Here is a 15,468-nt window from a genome sequence, read left to right as displayed (position 1 = left end):
CTGTGTTATCCCTTCACTGCGCCGGAGGTGAGACCGCCGACCGCCTTGCGTTGCAGGAACAGGAAGAGGACCAGGATCGGGACGGCGAAGATCGAGGCGGCGGCCATGGTGGCTCCCCAGTCGTCCCCGAACTGGCTCTGGAACTGCGAGAGCCACAGCGGCAGGGTGCCCGTGGCCGGCTCCTTGTTGAGGACCAGCACGAGCGGGAATTCGTTCCACGCGGTGATGAAGCCGAAGAGGGAGGTGGCCATCAGGCCGGGCGCCAGCAGCGGGAAGACGACCTTGAGGAAGGCCTGGCGGCGGGAGCAGCCGTCGACCATCGCGGACTCCTCCAGTTCCCTGGGCACCGCGGCGACATAGCCCCGCAGGGTCAGCAGGGTGAAGGGCAGCACCATCAGCAGGTAGAAGCAGGTGAGCGGCAGCAGGCTGTTGAGCATGTCGGCGTCCCGGACGATCAGGTAGATCGAGATCACCATGACCTCCCAGGGGGCCATCTGGGCGACCATGAAGGTCAGCAGGATGCCGCGGCGGCCCTTGAAGCGCATCCGGGTGAGCGCGAACGCCCCGCACAGCGCGATGACCAGCGACAGCCCGACGGCGAGCACGGTCACGATGACCGAGTTCCCGGCCAGGGCCCAGAAGTTCGGGGCGTGCACGGCGGTCGCGAAGTGCTCCAGGGTGCCGTGGAAGGGGAGCCACACGGGGTCTTCGCTGATGATGTCCCGGGTCGGCTTGAAGGCCGTGTTGAACATCCAGTAGACCGGGAAGACGAAGCCGGCGGCGAGCGCGATCGCCGTGGCGTTGGGCCAGATGCGGCCGGCGAGGGAGGGCTTCACCGCTCGTTCTCCTCTTGCTGTTCCTGCTTGAGCGTCAGACGCAGGTAGTACGCGGTCATGGCCAGCAGCACCACGATGGTCAGCAGCGAGATCGCGGCGCCCATACCGAAGTGGAGGTTGCCGACGCCCTCGGTGAAGGCGTAGATCGGCAGCGTTTCGGTGGACCGGTCGGGGCCGCCCTCGTTGATCGCGAAGATCTGCGGGAACGCCTTGAAGACCCAGATCACTTCGAGGAACGTCGTGGCGAGGAAGAAGGGCCGCAGGAACGGGAAGGTGACCGAGGTGAAGACCTGCCAGGTGCCGGCGCCGTCCATCCGGGCCGCCTCGTAGAGCTCCTTGGGGATGGTCGTGGTGGCCGCGTAGAGGTTGAGCGCCACGAACGGCAGCGACTGCCAGACGATCAGCACGGTGATCACGAAGAAGGTCGACAGCTGGGTGCCGACCCAGTCGTAGTGCGCCATCGCATGCCACCCGAGCCGGTCCAGCACCCAGTTGACCACGCCGTAGCGGGAGTCGAAGAGCCACTGGAAGACCGTGGTGGCGGCGATCACCGGCATGGCCCAGGCCAGCACCAGCGCGAGGGAGAGCACCAGTCGCATCTTCTTGCCGAGCCGGGCCAGCAGCAGTCCGATCAGTACGCCCAGGACCATGATCAGGATGACGTTGACCGCGGTGAAGACGATGGTGCGGCCGGTGACCCGCCAGAACTGCTCGCTGCCCAGGACCTCCTGGTAGTTGCCGATCCCCCGCCAGTCGGTCAGGTGCTGGATCAGCTCCTTCATGTTGAGGTTCTGGAAGGAGAGCAGCAGATTGCGGACCATGGGCCAGCCCAGGAAGACCGCGGTGGCGGCCAGGGCGGGCAGCAGCAACAGGTACGGGGTGCGGCGGGCGGGGGGACCGGAAGCGCCGCGGGCGTCCCGCCGGCCTCCTGCGCCGCGCCGGGCGGGCGGATCGCCGCCCTTGCCAGTCCGCGGCACGGTCTTGGCCGCCGCGTCGTCGAGCTGCACTGCCATGGGTCGCTGCTCCCCCTTGTTGCCGTGGGACCTCGGTGCGCCGCCGGCGGGCGTACGGGGCCGGGTCCGGCCCGCCCCGTACGCGGCCGGTTCCTACTGCTTGGCGAGCCGCGCGTTGACCTCGGACTCGATGTCCTTGGCGGCGTCGGCCGGGGACGTGCCGTTCAAAACGGCCGTCATATAGCTCTTGATGGGGTTCGGTACGTTCTCCACCGCGGCCCACTGCGCGATCAGCGGGGTGGTACCGCCGGACTTCTGCGCCGCGGGGGCGGCGGCAGCGGCCGCCGGATTCTCCTTGGCGGCGCCGGCCAGGTCCGGGGACTTGGGGGTCCAGCCGGACTCCTTGACCATCTGCCCGTCGTTCTCCTTCGACAGGGCGATCTTCAGGAATTCCTTGGCGAGTTCCTGGTTCTTGCCCATACCGGCGACCGCGAAGTTGGAGCCGCCGAGGAATACCCCCTCGGGCTTGGCCGCGGCCTCACCGGGAATGGTGAAGAATCCGATGTCGTTCTTGATTTTCGGATTGGCCTTGACGGCGGTGGCGGCCTCATAGCCCATGGCGATGACGGCGCCGGTCTTCCCCTTGGCGAAGACCTCGGCCTGCTGCGGGGTGGCCTCGTCCTTGTTCTTCGGGGCGGTGCTGAAGGCCTGGTACTGCTTGTAGATGTCCATGGCCTTGGCGACCTTGGAGTCGCCGAGGTTGGAGACCCACTTGCCGCCCTGCTTCTTCACCAGGTCGGCGCCGGTGCCGATGGTCAGCCCGTCGAAGAAGTACCAGTTCTGACCGGGGAGGTACAGCGGCTCGGCGTCGGTCTTCCGCTTGATCGCGTCCAGCGCCTTGAACAGCTGGTTGCGGGTCTGGGGGAGCTCCTTGAGCCCCGCCTCGGCCCAGATCCTCTTGTTGTACATCACCACGCGGTTTCCGGCGTACCACGGCAGCGCGTACTGCTTTCCGTCCACGAGCGAGGCCTTGTTGAAAGCCTCGTTCCAGCCGGCGCCGATCTCCTTCTTCAGATCGCCGAGGTCGGCCAGGGCGCCGGCCTTCGCGTACGCGGCGGTCTGGGTGTTGCCGATTTCGACGACGTCCGGCGGGGTGTCCTCGGAGAGTGCGGTGCTCAGCTTCTGCTGAATGCCGTTCCACTGCTGGACCTTGAACTCGACGGTGGCCCCGGTCTTCTTCTTGAACTGCTCGGAGACCTGCTTGCTCCACTGCTCCGGGTTCGAACCGCTCATCACCCAAACGGTCAGCTTCTGGCCCTTGAAGCCATTCGCGCCCGCCTTGTTGCCGTCGCTGGACCCACAGGCAGCGACACTCACCAGCATTCCCGCGACCGCCGTCGCTGCTATGAGCCCACGCTTCATTGCGCTCTCCCCTAAAGGCCGGGTGTGGTCTTTAATGGTTTAGACCAGTGCCCGCAGCTTGGCCTAGACCTTTTGGGGTGTCAAGGGTGTATAAGAGTCGCTGTCAGGTCCGTTACCGGACCGACATCCGGCACGCCGGGACCTGCGAGGGAGCACAACGAACCCGCGCGTGCCACGATGTGAGCCGCTACGTACGGAGGAGCCGGTGACGGCAGCACGACAGGCGTCGGAGAGGCGGGCCATGGAGACCGACGGGGGCAGCGCGGAGAGCGGCGGCGGCACGCGGACCGCACGGGTGCCCAAGTACTACCGCCTCAAGCGGCACTTGCTGGAGATCACCGAGACCCTGCCGCCCGGCACCCCGGTACCGCCCGAGCGCACCCTCGCCGCGGAGTTCGACACCTCCCGCACGACGGTGCGCCAGGCGCTGCAGGAGCTGGTCGTCGAGGGCCGGCTGGAGCGCATCCAGGGCAAGGGCACCTTCGTGGCCAAGCCCAAGGTCTCCCAGGCGCTGCAACTGACGTCCTACACGGAGGACATGCGGGCCCAGGGCCTGGAGCCGACCTCCCAGCTGCTGGACATCGGCTACGTCACCGCCGACGACCGGCTGGCCGGCCTGCTGGACATCACCCCCGGCGGCAGGGTGCTGCGCATCGAGCGGCTGCGGCTGGCCAGCGGCGAGCCGATGGCCATCGAGACCACCCACCTGTCGGCGAAGCGCTTCCCCGCGCTGCGCCGCAACCTGGTCAAGTACACGTCCCTGTACACCGCGCTGGCCGAGGTCTACGACGTCCGCCTCGCGGAGGCCGAGGAGACCATCGAGACCTCGCTCGCCACCCCGCGCGAGGCCGGTCTGCTGGGCACCGACGTCGGCCTGCCGATGCTGATGCTCTCGCGGCACTCGCTCGACGCCCAGGGCCGGCCGGTGGAGTGGGTGCGCTCGGTCTACCGCGGCGACCGCTACAAGTTCGTGGCCAGGCTGCAGCGCCCCACGGAGTGAACTCCGCCCGCCGACCGCCCTCCCCGCCCGGATTCTTCGTACCGATATGCGGACAGCTAGTGACGCGTGCCACGGCCCTGCCATAGATTTTCAGCCGATTGCACAGGAGTTCGCCGCCACGGACGGAGCCACGCGATGCCAGAGCCAGCCGAATCCCCCAGCAGCAGACAGATCGTCACACCGACGCGTGTGGTGGTCGGGCTGTGCCTGCTCGCTCCGTTCGTGGCGATGCTGTGGGTGAGTTCGTACGCCCGGATGGAGCCCACGCTCGTCGGGATCCCGTTCTTCTACTGGTACCAGATGCTGTGGGTGCCGATCTCGACGGCGCTGACGATGGTGGCGTACAAGCTCGTGCAGCGTGAGCAGCGCGCCCGCAAGGGTGGTGCGGACCAGTGACCGACGCGATGTCCGCAGCGGGCGCCTCCACCGCGCTCGCGGCCTCCTCGACCCGGGGCGTCAACGGCGTGGCGCTCGCCGTGTTCGTCTTCTTCTTCCTGGCCGTGACGGTCATGGGATTCCTGGCGGCCCGTTGGCGCAAGGCCGAGCAGTCCGCCAACCTCGACGAATGGGGCCTGGGCGGGCGGAGCTTCGGCACCTGGGTGACCTGGTTCCTGCTGGGCGGCGACCTCTACACCGCGTACACCTTCGTGGCCGTACCGGCGGCGATCTACGCGGCGGGCGCGGCCGGCTTCTTCGCCGTCCCGTACACCATCCTGGTCTACCCCCTCATCTTCACCTTCCTGCCCCGCCTGTGGTCGGTCTCGCACAAGCACGGCTACGTCACCACCTCCGACTTCGTCCGGGGACGCTTCGGCTCCAAGGGCCTGTCGCTGGCCGTGGCGCTCACCGGCATCCTCGCCACGATGCCGTACATCGCGCTCCAACTCGTCGGCATCCAGGCCGTCCTGGACGTGATCGGCATCGGCGGCGGTGAGCACACCAACTGGTTCGTCAAGGACCTGCCGCTGCTGATCGCCTTCGCGGTGCTGGCCGCGTACACCTACTCCTCCGGCCTGCGCGCGCCCGCCCTGATCGCCTTCGTCAAGGACGGGCTGATCTACCTGGTCATCATCGTGGCGATCGTCTACATCCCGATCAAACTGGGTGGTTTCGACCAGATCTTCCACGCCGCCGGCAAGGCGTTCGCCGAGCCCGGCGCCGTCCCCGGCAAACCGCGCGGCGAGCTGACCAGCGGGCCCAACGCGCAGTGGGCGTACGCGACCCTGGCGCTCGGCTCCGCGCTGGCGCTCTTCATGTACCCGCACTCGATCACCGCCACGCTCTCCTCGCGCAGCCGCAACGTGATCCGCCGCAACACCACGATCCTGCCGCTGTACTCCCTGATGCTGGGCCTCCTGGCGCTGCTCGGCTTCATGGCCATCAAGGCCGGTACGGACATCCAGGGCAACCCCCAGCTGGCCGTCCCGCAGCTGTTCGAGGACATGTTCCCCAGCTGGTTCGCCGGCGTCGCGTTCGCCGCGATCGGGATCGGCGCACTGGTACCGGCGGCCATCATGTCCATCGCCGCGGCCAACCTGTTCACCCGCAACGTCTACAAGGACTTCCTCAAGCCCGCCGCCACGCCCGAGCAGGAGCACAAGGTCGCCAAGCTCGTCTCCCTGCTGGTCAAGGTCGGCGCGCTGGTCTTCGTCCTCACCATGGACAAGACCGTCGCCATCAACTTCCAGCTGCTGGGCGGCATCTGGATCCTGCAGACCCTGCCGGCCCTGGTCGGCGGCCTGTTCACCCGCTGGTTCCACCGCTGGGCGCTGCTGACCGGCTGGGCGGTCGGCATGCTCTACGGCACGCTCGCGGCATACGGTGTCGCGAGCCCCACCCAGGCTCACTTCGGCGGCTCCAGCAAGGAGATCCCCGGGATCGGCGAGATCGGCTACATCGGCCTGACCGCCCTCGTCCTGAACCTCGTGGTGACGGTCGTCCTGACGTTCGTCCTGAAGGCCATGAAGGCCCCTGAGGGCGTCGACGAGACCAGCCCCGGCGACTACACCGCGGACATCGGCGACGAGGGCGTCTCGGCGGAGCTGCCGTCGGCTACGGCGGGGGCACCGGCGGGGCACTGAGGCGTCGGCGTTGACCCGAAATGGGCCGCCGCAACCCCTCGGGGTTGCGGCGGCCCATTTCGCAGAGGTGGGAGGGGCTAGTTCACCCAGTCCTTGAGCGGCTCGGTTTCGAGGGTGATGCCGACGGGGTCCGGCAGGTGGATCGTCTTGCCGTACGGCACAGTGTGGATGTTCTCGTAGCAGACGCCGTCGGGCTCGCTGTAGACCACGACCTGGCAGGCCTGCCGATCGATCAACAGATAGATCGGGATACCGGTCTCCGCATACGCACTGCGCTTCTCGACCCTGTCGCGCTTGTCGGTGTCGGAGTCGTGGGAAGTGACTTCGACGACCATCAGTACCGGGCCAGGGTCTGCCCACTCGCCTTGGCCAACGAAGGCATCAGCGGGTGCGAGCGAGCCATCTGGACGGGCGCGGCCGTTTCGGTACGCCTGCGCCTTCAGCCCCTGGGTTGGATCGAGGAAAAGCTCGGGCCGGTGCTGCATGCAGATGCGAAGCAACCACTGGATGATCCGCCCGTGATCCCCATCCGGCATCGGCTTGCTCCTGACCTTCCCGTCGATGAGTTCCAACCGCGCGCCTTCTTCCAGGCGGGCGAGTATCCGGGCGGCCTCTTCGAAGTGCTCGGTATCCATAATGTGTGGCCGGTCAGCGAGCGCGGTCATGAGACCTCTCCTTCTTCCACTGGACGGAGCAGGGAACGTAAAACCGACGATAGCCGAGGCCGCCGACAACCACCCCGCCATCAGCCCCACCCTCACACTGGCCCCATGGACATCACGATCAGGCCCGTGCGCCAGGCGGAGTTCGGTGCGGTCGGGGAGTTGCTGGTGGCGGTCTATCTGACCGATGGGCTGCTGGTGGCCGGTGCGGGAGACAGGTACGCGGCGAGGCTGCGGAAGGTGGCCGAGCGGGCGGAGCAGGCGGAGGTGCTGGTGGCCGTGGAGGGGCCGGACGAGCGGGTGGTGGGGACGGTCACCTTCTCCGCGTACGGGAGTCCGTACGCGGAGCTGGCGCGGCCCGGGGAGGGGGAGTTCCGGATGCTCGCGGTGCGGCCCGAGGGGCGCGGACGAGGCGTCGGGGAGGCGTTGGTGGCGGCGTGTCTGGAGCGGGCGCGGGCGCTCGGGCTGAGCGGCATGGTGCTGTCCACGCCACGGCATGTGCTGCCCGCGCACCGGCTCTACCGCCGGCTGGGATTCGTGCGCGCCGAGGAACGGGACTGGGAGCCGGTACCGGGGATCACGCTCTGGGCGTTCGCGCGGGATATGGCCTGAAAGGCGCCCCAGGCCGGGCCTGAGAGCCGTGCCGAGCGCTCCCCCCGCCCCCTGACGCTTCGCACACCTGTCGGAGTGGTATGAGGTGGCGACACAAGATGTGGGGGTGCGTGCGGGGGACAGCACAAGATGTATGCTCGTCCTCGCTGTCGCCGCAGGGGAATCCGGTGGGAATCCGGAACTGTCCCGCAACGGTGTAAGAGCGCGCCCAGTGGCCTGACTAGGGCCCTGCCGCGCGCCCGTGAAGTCCGAGGACCTGCCGACGGTACGCCCGCACCGCCATCGGTGCGGACGTCGATACGTCCGGGCCCCGAGGGTTGGGCCGGTGGACGCCGCGCGGTGTGCCCGCGCACCCCTGACCGTCACGGGGTGCGGCATGCGCGCGTGCGACCGTCGCGCCCCTCCCTCCCGGCCCCCGCCGAGTGAGGGAGAGCATCACGTGACCATCGCGCCAACGGAGCCCGCGTCAGACGCCGAGGTCGTGCAGCCTGCGGTGACCGCGCCTGCCGCCCCCGCCGACGGCGGTCCGGGCGAGGACGGGCGGGACGGTCCAGGCGTTGCGCTGCTGCGCACCCTGACGAAGCTGACCGAGGACCTGACCGCGACCGACCCCGGCAAGGTGGCCGCCGCCGCCCTGCGCGGCCGGTACGAGGGCGCGGGCGAGTCCGAACTGCGGTCGCTGGCCATCGAGGCCGCGGCCGGGCTGATCGGTGACGAGCCGCAGTACTCCAAGCTCGCCGCGCGGCTGCTCACCCTCTCGATCTCGGAGGAGGCGGCCGAACAGGGGGCGGTCGCCTTCTCCGCCTCCGTCGAGGTCGGCCACCGCGAGGGCCTGATCGCCGATGAGACCGCGCAGTTCGTCGCGACCCACGCCGCCCGGCTGAACGCCCTGGTCGACCGGGCGCTCGCCGACGGGGCCGACGACCGGTTCGGGTACTTCGGGCTGCGCACCCTGCACTCGCGCTACCTGCTGCGCCACCCGACCACCCGCCAGGTCATCGAGACCCCCCAGCACTTCCTGCTGCGGGTGGCCTGCGGCCTCGCCGAAGACCACAGCGAGCGCGCCCTGGACGACGTCGCCGAGCTGTACCGCCTCACCAGCTCGCTGTCGTACCTGCCCTCCTCCCCCACCCTGTTCAACTCCGGCACCCGCCACCCGCAGATGTCGTCCTGCTACCTGCTGGACTCCCCGCTGGACGAGCTGGACTCGATCTACGACCGCTACCACCAGGTGGCGCGGCTGTCGAAGCACGCCGGCGGCATCGGCCTGTCGTACTCCCGCATCCGCGCCCGCGGTTCGCTGATCCGCGGCACCAACGGGCACTCCAACGGCATCGTGCCGTTCCTGCGCACCCTGGACGCCTCGGTCGCGGCCGTGAACCAGGGCGGCCGGCGCAAGGGCGCCGCCTGTGTCTACCTGGAGACCTGGCACGCCGACATCGAGGAGTTCCTGGAGCTGCGCGACAACACCGGTGAGGAGGCCCGCCGCACCCACAACCTGAACATCGCGCACTGGATCCCGGACGAGTTCATGCGCCGGGTGGAGGCGGACGCCGACTGGTCGCTGTTCTCCCCCTCGGACGCCCCGGAGCTGGTGGACCTGTGGGGCGAGGAGTTCGACGCCGCGTACCGCAGGGCCGAGGCCGAGGGCCGGGCGCTCAAGCAGATCCCGGCGCGGGTGCTGTACTCCCGCATGATGCGCACCCTGGCGCAGACCGGCAACGGCTGGATGACGTTCAAGGACGCCGCCAACCGCACCGCCAACCAGACCGCCGAGCCCGGCCAGGTCGTGCACTCCTCCAACCTGTGCACGGAGATCCTGGAGGTGACCGACGACGGCGAGACCGCGGTCTGCAACCTGGGGTCGGTCAACCTCGCCGCCCACCTGGGCGACGAGGCCGCCGGCTGGGAGGAGGCGATGGACTGGGAGAAGCTGGACGCCACGGTCCGTACCGCCGTCACCTTCCTCGACCGCGTCGTGGACATCAACTTCTACCCGACCGATCAGGCCGGGGCCTCCAACTCCCGCTGGCGCCCGGTGGGTCTGGGCCTGATGGGCCTGCAGGACGTCTTCTTCCGGCTGCGGCTGCCCTTCGACTCGGCCCAGGCGCAGGAGCTGTCGACCCGGATCTCCGAGCGGATCATGCTCGCCGCGTACGAGGCGTCCGCGGACCTCGCCGAGCGGCACGGCCCGCACCCGGCCTGGTCGGCGACCCGCACCGCCCGCGGTGTGCTGCACCCGGACCACTACCCGAACGCCGAGCCCCGCTGGGCGGACCGCTGGGCGGCGCTGCGCACCCGGATCGCCGCGACCGGGATGCGCAACTCGCTGCTGCTGGCGATCGCGCCGACCGCGACCATCGCCTCGATCGCGGGCGTGTACGAGTGCATCGAGCCGCAGGTCTCCAACCTCTTCAAGCGCGAGACGCTGTCGGGTGAGTTCCTCCAGGTCAACGCGTATCTGATCGAGGAGCTCAAGGCCCTGGGGCTGTGGGACGCGCGGACCCGTGACGCGCTGCGCGAGGCGAACGGCTCGGTGCAGGACGTCGGTTGGATCCCCGAGGAGGTCCGGGCGCTGTACCGCACCGCGTGGGAGATCCCGCAGCGCGCCCTGATCGACATGGCCGCGGCCCGTACGCCGTTCATCGACCAGAGCCAGTCGCTGAACCTCTTCATGGCGTCGCCGACCATCGGCAAGCTCAGCTCGATGTACGCCTACGCCTGGAAGCGCGGCATCAAGACGACGTACTACCTGCGTTCGCGGCCGGCGACCCGGATCGCCCAGTCGGCCCGCGGCACCGCGGCCGCCGGCGCCCCCGTCCCCGTCCCCGTCCCGCAGCAGGCCACCGACCCCGAGGCGGTCGCCTGCTCCCTGGAAAACCCCGAGTCCTGCGAGGCCTGCCAGTAATGACCACCGCACCCGAGAAGAACACCGCCGCGGCCAACCACACCACGACCACCGGCGCCAAGAACCTCCTCGACCCGGGCTTCGAGCTGACCCTGCGGCCCATGCGGTACCCGGAGTTCTACGACCGCTACCGCGACGCGATCAAGAACACCTGGACCGTGGAGGAGGTCGACCTCCACTCCGACGTCGCCGACCTCGCCAAACTCTCGCCGGGCGAGCAGCACATGATCGGCCGGCTGGTGGCGTTCTTCGCGACCGGCGACTCGATCGTCGCCAACAACCTCGTGCTGACGCTCTACAAGCACATCAACTCCCCCGAGGCGCGGCTGTACCTGAGCCGTCAGCTCTTCGAGGAGGCGGTGCACGTCCAGTTCTATCTGACGCTGCTGGACACCTACCTCCCCGACCCGGACGACCGCGCCGCCGCCTTCGCGGCCGTGGAGAGCATCCCCTCCATCCGGGAGAAGGCCGAGTTCTGCTTCAAGTGGATGGACTCGGTCGAGAGCATCGACCGGCTGGAGTCCAAGGCCGACCGGCGCCGCTTCCTGCTGAACCTGATCTGCTTCGCGGCCTGCATCGAGGGGCTGTTCTTCTACGGCGCCTTCGCGTACGTCTACTGGTTCCGCTCGCGCGGTCTGCTGCACGGGCTGGCCACCGGCACCAACTGGGTCTTCCGCGACGAGTCCATGCACATGGACTTCGCGTTCTCGGTGGTGGACACGGTGCGCCAGGAGGAGCCCGACCTCTTCGACGACAAGCTGGAGCAGCAGGTCACCGAGATGCTCAAGGAGGCCGTCGAGGCCGAGCTGCAGTTCGGCCGCGACCTGTGCGGTGACGGCCTGCCGGGCATGAACACCGAGTCGATGCGCGAGTACCTCCAGTGCGTCGCCGACCAGCGGCTGCAGCGTCTGGGATTTGCTCCCGTGTACGGCTCGGAGAACCCGTTCTCCTTCATGGAGCTGCAGAACGTCCAGGAGCTGACCAACTTCTTCGAACGCCGGGCCTCGGCCTACCAGGTCGCCGTCGAGGGTTCGGTCTCCTTCGACGACGACTTCTAGGCCCGGGGAACCGAGGACCTGCGACGCCCCTTCAGCCCTGGTCACGCGCCAATGTGAGCGTTCTGTTACCTCGGCAACCGGAGCCGTGGCCGCCACATCCTTGTGGATATGAAGGCCACGAAGGGGCGTCGTCGGTTCATCGACTATCCGCGCCAGGGACGTGAGGGTCCGCGCCGCTGGCTGCCGTCATGGCGGCTGTGGCTCGGCACCCTCTCGTTCGGGATCCTCTGCCTGGCGGGGCTGTTCACCGTCGTGTACGCGACGATCGACATTCCGAACGAGAACGAGATCGCCGGGCAGGAGGCCACCGTCTACTACTGGGCGGACGGCAGCCAGATGGTGAGCGTGGGCGCCGTCAACCGGCAGAACGTCACCCTCGACAAGGTGCCCGACTCCGTCGAGAACTCCGTGATCGCCGCGGAGAACGCCACCTTCTACAGCGACCCCGGCGTCTCCCTCCAGGGCATCGCCCGCGCCGTGGTCAACATGGTCTCCGGCGAGGAGACCCAGGGCGGCTCCACCATCACCCAGCAGTATGTGAAGAACACCTATCTCTCGCAGGACCAGACGATCACCCGCAAGGTGCGGGAGTTCATCCTCTCGCTGAAGGTGAGCAACCAGAAGTCCAAGCCGGAGATCCTGCGCGGCTACCTCAACACCAGCTGGTTCGGCCGCGGTTCGTACGGAATCCAGGCGGCCGCCCACGCCTACTACGGCATCGACGCCAAGAACCTCAACCCCAGCCAGGGCGCGCTGCTGGCCGCCCTGCTGAAGGGGTCGGAGCAGTTCGATCCGGGGCTGAGCAAGGCCAACCACCAGCGGGCCGTGGAACGCTGGAAGTGGATACTCGACCGGCAGGTCGCCACCGGCAAGATGAGCCGACAGGAGCGGGCGAAGTACCGTAGGTTCCCCGAGCCGCGCACGCTGTCGAAGCCCACCAGCCAGGCCGGCCAGATCGGCTATCTCGTCGATGTGGCCAACAAGTTCGTCAAGGCCGGCACCGGTCTGACCGACAAGGACCTGGCACGCGGCGGCTACCGCATACACACCACCTTCGACAAGCAGCGCACCCGCCGCCTGGAGAAGGCCGTGAGCGACGTCCGCCGCGAGAACCTCGATCCGAAGGAGCGCACCGCCGACGCCTTCGTGGAGTTCGGCGCGGCCTCCGTACGTCCCAAGGACGGCGCGATCGTCGCCCTGTACGGCGGCACGGACGCCACCCGGCACTTCAGCAACAACGCGGACACCTCGGCCGTCCCGGCCGGCTCCGCCTTCAAGCCGTTCGTACTGGCGACCGCGCTCCAGCAGCAGGTCGACGGGCCCGACGAGGACGCCGACCGGTTCGACGACGCCGACGACATGAGTCCGGTGGACTGGCAGAACCAGGTCGGGGATCTGCGCGGCGCGCTGATCAAGGCCCAGAGCCCGCCGTTCGTACGGGCCGGGCAGCGCCTCGGGCTGGAGCGGATCCGGGATCTGGCGGTGGACGCGGGGCTGCGCGAGGAGAGCATGGCGCCCCTGGAGCAGACCTTCCCGCTGGGCACCTCGGCACCCAGCGCGATCCGGATGGCGAGCGCCTACACCACCTTCGCCAACGGCGGACTGCACGCCGACCCCTACGCGGTGACGTCGATGACCTACGACGGCAAGAAGATCCGCGGCTTCGACCGCGCCAAGCCGCAGCAGGTCGTCGACGCCGGGGTCGCCCAGCAGGTCTCCGCGACCCTGGAGGGGCTGGGCTGGCGCACTTTGGGGGTGCCGGACGACGCGGCGGCCGGGCAGCCGGTCGCGGCCGGCCGCACCGAGCCGGGCGACCGGATGAAGTCGGCGTGGTTCATCGGCAGCCCGACGTCCACCGGCCCGGAATTCGGCGCCGGCTCCGGCCCCGGCACGGGCACGGAGGACTGGGGCGGCATCCGCCCCGACCGCGCGCCCGGCGCGGACGCCGACGCCGAGCCGACCACGGCCGTCACCATGTTCCGCAACAAGCCGGGCGCGCCCGAGCTGCTGCCGATGCAGGGTGTCGGCGGCGACGACAGGGGGCTGGGCACCGCCCTCCCCCCGAAGGTCTGGAGCGCCTACCAGAAGGCGCCCTGACGGGTCTGGGCGCCCGGCCCCGGGACCGGGCGCCCGACCGCCTCAGTCGTTGGGGACGACGGGGTAGCGCGGCTCCAGCTCGGCCATCTGCTTCAGCGCGGCCTTGCGGTCCCGCTTGCTGAGCCGGTCGATGTAGAGGTAGCCGTTGAGGTGGTCGGTCTCGTGCTGCAGGCAGCGCGCGAAGTAGCCGGTGCCCCGGACCGCGATCGGCTCGCCCTTGGCGTTCTGGCCGCGGCACACGGCGTAGTCGGGACGGGCCAGCTCGGCGTACGCGCCCGGGACGGACAGGCAGCCCTCGTTGGAGTCGTCCAGCACCCGGCGCTCGGCCGGCAGCTCGTCCAGCACCGGGTTGCAGATCGCGCCGACGTGCCGGACGCCCTCGTCGTCCAGGCAGTCGTAGACGAAGACCTTCAGGTCCACGCCGATCTGGTTGGCGGCCAGGCCCACCCCCTCGGCGGTGCGCTGGCTGGCGAACATGTCGTCGATGAGCCCGGCGAGCTCGTCGTCGAAGTCCGTGACGTCCTTGCACTCCTTGTGGAGCACCGGATTGCCGACGACCGTGATCGGCCGCGAGGTGCCGCGCTCGCGGTGGGCGGTCTCCCGCTCCTCGGCGTCCGTGACGTCGTCGAGGAACTCGTCGTCCACCCGCTCGTCACCATCTTGATCAAACACAGGCTGCTGGGCCATCTCCGCCGTACGCCTTCCTGAAAACCCTGTTAGTCGCCCTACAGCCTACGGTGGCGCGGGCGGCCGCTCAGCAGACCTCTTCGAGGTCGCGCCATTCCCGGGTGTCCGGGCTGTCCGCGACCCAGCCGTCGAGCAGCCCGCGGACCAGGCCCGACGGCGCGGCGATACCGCATTCGCGCTCGGGCACCCACAGCGAACCCGAGCCGGCGGTGCGGTGCCCGAGCGGGCCCGGGTGGCCCGGCTCACTGTGGTCGTGCGGGTCCAGATGCTCGCCGTCGCCCTCGTCGCTGGGCATCCGGCTCTCCGAGCACGTACGGCACAGCAGCCGGACGGAGGAGGACCAGTCCTCGGCGGCGAAGCCGGCGTCGGCCGCCAGCTGCTCCAGGGCGTCCCGGTCGGCCTCGGTGGCGGCCTCCAGGAGTACGACCCAGGTGGGCACCGGGGAGGGCGCCCACAGCTCGATCTCGTCGAAGACCGGAAAGGCCCTGGTGGCCCCGTCGGCGTCGACGGTGGTCCGCTCGCCGTGCGGGACACCGTCGTGCAGCACCACCTCGCCCCAGCGCCGCCCGGAGGACGGCAGCGGGATCGACAGCACCTCGATACGGGCCGGGTCCAGCCGGCGGCCCCAGACCACCTCGGCCTCGCCCTCCGGGGAGAGCCGGACGGCGGCGCTGCCCAGGGCCATACCGTGCGGTTCGCCGGACGGCGAGCCCTCGCCGGGCACCTTGAGGCCGTACGCCTGCCAGGCGCGGCGGGCCAGCGGCCAGTCCTGCAGGGCGGTGGCGGCGATGCCGACGTTCCACCAGTCGGGCGCCCCGGTCTCGCGGTCCAGCAGGGCGACCGCGCGCAAGCCGGCGGCGCGGGCCTGCTCCCAGTCGTGCCGGAACTTGTGCAGCAGGGCGAGGTTGAACCAGGACTCCGACAGCCACGGCTCCATGTCCGCGGCGCGGGTCAGCAGCGCCCCCGCGTCGTCGTAACGGCCGTCGCCGATCAGCGTGAAAGCGCGGTCGGTCGCCTGCCGCCACGAGGCGGAGGGCCGGTGCCGTACCTTGCCGAAGATCCTCACGATTCCCGCCTGCTGGTTGCTCTCGATGCCGCTCCGGAGGTGTCCCGGACGGCGCCCGGGGCCCTTCTGAGGGCCTACTCGACAAC

13 protein-coding genes and 1 riboswitch are annotated in these 15,468 nt (G+C 69.4%); of the genes, 7 read left to right on the top strand and 6 right to left on the bottom strand.

Going from position 1 to position 15,468, the window contains the following annotated elements:
* Window positions 1–5 precede the first annotated feature (5 nt).
* The 3 genes from WAB15_RS27380 to WAB15_RS27370 form a co-directional block, all read right to left on the bottom strand.
* The gene (locus tag WAB15_RS27380) at window positions 6–836 is read right to left on the bottom strand and encodes a carbohydrate ABC transporter permease (RefSeq protein ID WP_399149616.1); all 831 of its coding nucleotides are present in this window, start codon (window positions 834–836) and stop codon (window positions 6–8) included.
* Window positions 833–1,849 carry a carbohydrate ABC transporter permease gene (locus WAB15_RS27375; RefSeq protein WP_407287868.1) on the bottom strand — a complete coding sequence of 339 codons (1,017 nt, stop codon included), beginning with the start codon at window positions 1,847–1,849 and terminating at the stop codon, window positions 833–835. The genes WAB15_RS27380 and WAB15_RS27375 overlap by 4 nt, the downstream gene beginning before the upstream one ends.
* 93 nt (window positions 1,850–1,942) lie before the next feature.
* Window positions 1,943–3,211 carry an extracellular solute-binding protein gene (locus tag WAB15_RS27370; RefSeq protein ID WP_407287867.1) on the bottom strand — a complete coding sequence of 423 codons (1,269 nt, stop codon included), beginning with the start codon at window positions 3,209–3,211 and terminating at the stop codon, window positions 1,943–1,945.
* A gap of 241 nt (window positions 3,212–3,452) precedes the next feature.
* Here WAB15_RS27370 and WAB15_RS27365 point away from each other — a divergent pair, with 241 nt between their 5' ends.
* The 3 genes from WAB15_RS27365 (at window position 3,453) to mctP (ending at window position 6,292) form a co-directional block, all read left to right on the top strand.
* On the top strand, window positions 3,453–4,211 hold the full coding sequence (locus WAB15_RS27365; RefSeq protein WP_399149719.1) for a GntR family transcriptional regulator: 759 nt from the start codon (window positions 3,453–3,455) through the stop codon (window positions 4,209–4,211).
* 135 nt (window positions 4,212–4,346) lie between these two features.
* A complete protein-coding gene (locus tag WAB15_RS27360; RefSeq protein WP_399149619.1) occupies window positions 4,347–4,607 on the top strand; it encodes a DUF3311 domain-containing protein in 261 nt (86 codons plus the stop codon).
* Between the two features lie 8 nt (window positions 4,608–4,615).
* Complete coding sequence (gene mctP / locus WAB15_RS27355) at window positions 4,616–6,292, top strand: monocarboxylate uptake permease MctP (protein ID WP_399149720.1); 1,677 nt, start codon at window positions 4,616–4,618, stop codon at window positions 6,290–6,292.
* Between the two features lie 77 nt (window positions 6,293–6,369).
* Here the strand turns inward: mctP and WAB15_RS27350 are convergent, their stop codons facing one another.
* A complete protein-coding gene (locus WAB15_RS27350; protein ID WP_407287866.1) occupies window positions 6,370–6,957 on the bottom strand; it encodes a Uma2 family endonuclease in 588 nt (195 codons plus the stop codon).
* Window positions 6,958–7,062: 105 nt separating this feature from the next.
* On the opposite strand from WAB15_RS27350, the gene WAB15_RS27345 reads away from it, so the two are divergent.
* The 4 genes from WAB15_RS27345 to WAB15_RS27330 all read left to right on the top strand — a co-directional run bounded on the left by WAB15_RS27345 (window position 7,063) and on the right by WAB15_RS27330 (window position 13,629).
* Window positions 7,063–7,566 carry a GNAT family N-acetyltransferase gene (locus tag WAB15_RS27345; protein WP_407287865.1) on the top strand — a complete coding sequence of 168 codons (504 nt, stop codon included), beginning with the start codon at window positions 7,063–7,065 and terminating at the stop codon, window positions 7,564–7,566.
* A gap of 116 nt (window positions 7,567–7,682) precedes the next feature.
* Window positions 7,683–7,845: riboswitch (cobalamin riboswitch) on the top strand.
* Between the two features lie 160 nt (window positions 7,846–8,005).
* A complete protein-coding gene (locus WAB15_RS27340) occupies window positions 8,006–10,474 on the top strand; it encodes a ribonucleoside-diphosphate reductase subunit alpha (RefSeq protein WP_407287864.1) in 2,469 nt (822 codons plus the stop codon).
* Window positions 10,474–11,532: a ribonucleotide-diphosphate reductase subunit beta gene (locus tag WAB15_RS27335; RefSeq protein WP_407287863.1), complete on the top strand. Its 1,059-nt coding sequence runs from the start codon at window positions 10,474–10,476 to the stop codon at window positions 11,530–11,532. The genes WAB15_RS27340 and WAB15_RS27335 overlap by 1 nt, the downstream gene beginning before the upstream one ends.
* A 108-nt stretch (window positions 11,533–11,640) precedes the next feature.
* On the top strand, window positions 11,641–13,629 hold the full coding sequence (locus WAB15_RS27330; protein WP_407287862.1) for a transglycosylase domain-containing protein: 1,989 nt from the start codon (window positions 11,641–11,643) through the stop codon (window positions 13,627–13,629).
* Between the two features lie 42 nt (window positions 13,630–13,671).
* Here the strand turns inward: WAB15_RS27330 and def are convergent, their stop codons facing one another.
* Together def and WAB15_RS27320 are read right to left on the bottom strand one after the other, a co-directional pair.
* The gene (def, locus tag WAB15_RS27325) at window positions 13,672–14,316 is read right to left on the bottom strand and encodes a peptide deformylase (protein WP_399149625.1); all 645 of its coding nucleotides are present in this window, start codon (window positions 14,314–14,316) and stop codon (window positions 13,672–13,674) included.
* A gap of 67 nt (window positions 14,317–14,383) precedes the next feature.
* A complete protein-coding gene (locus WAB15_RS27320) occupies window positions 14,384–15,382 on the bottom strand; it encodes a tetratricopeptide repeat protein (protein ID WP_399149626.1) in 999 nt (332 codons plus the stop codon).
* Window positions 15,383–15,468 lie beyond the last annotated feature (86 nt).

The sequence above is a fragment of the Streptomyces sirii genome (genome assembly GCF_045690365.1).
GTDB lineage: Bacteria > Actinomycetota > Actinomycetes > Streptomycetales > Streptomycetaceae > Streptomyces > Streptomyces sirii.
Note: the sequence above shows the minus strand (reverse complement) of the source record. Positions and strands in the feature narration are given on the sequence as shown.

Bases quoted from the DNA above. Each gene is read 5' to 3' on its own strand.
- WAB15_RS27350 (WP_407287866.1), bottom strand. From the start codon at position 6,957: ATGACCGCGCTCGCTGACCGGCCACACATTATGGATACCGAGCACTTC.
- WAB15_RS27370 (WP_407287867.1), bottom strand. From the start codon at position 3,211: ATGAAGCGTGGGCTCATAGCAGCGACGGCGGTCGCGGGAATGCTGGTG.
- WAB15_RS27345 (WP_407287865.1), top strand. From the start codon at position 7,063: ATGGACATCACGATCAGGCCCGTGCGCCAGGCGGAGTTCGGTGCGGTC.
- WAB15_RS27330 (WP_407287862.1), top strand. From the start codon at position 11,641: ATGAAGGCCACGAAGGGGCGTCGTCGGTTCATCGACTATCCGCGCCAG.
- mctP (WP_399149720.1), top strand. From the start codon at position 4,616: ATGTCCGCAGCGGGCGCCTCCACCGCGCTCGCGGCCTCCTCGACCCGG.
- WAB15_RS27360 (WP_399149619.1), top strand. From the start codon at position 4,347: ATGCCAGAGCCAGCCGAATCCCCCAGCAGCAGACAGATCGTCACACCG.
- WAB15_RS27335 (WP_407287863.1), top strand. From the start codon at position 10,474: ATGACCACCGCACCCGAGAAGAACACCGCCGCGGCCAACCACACCACG.
- def (WP_399149625.1), bottom strand. From the start codon at position 14,316: ATGGCCCAGCAGCCTGTGTTTGATCAAGATGGTGACGAGCGGGTGGAC.
- WAB15_RS27365 (WP_399149719.1), top strand. From the start codon at position 3,453: ATGGAGACCGACGGGGGCAGCGCGGAGAGCGGCGGCGGCACGCGGACC.
- WAB15_RS27375 (WP_407287868.1), bottom strand. From the start codon at position 1,849: ATGGCAGTGCAGCTCGACGACGCGGCGGCCAAGACCGTGCCGCGGACT.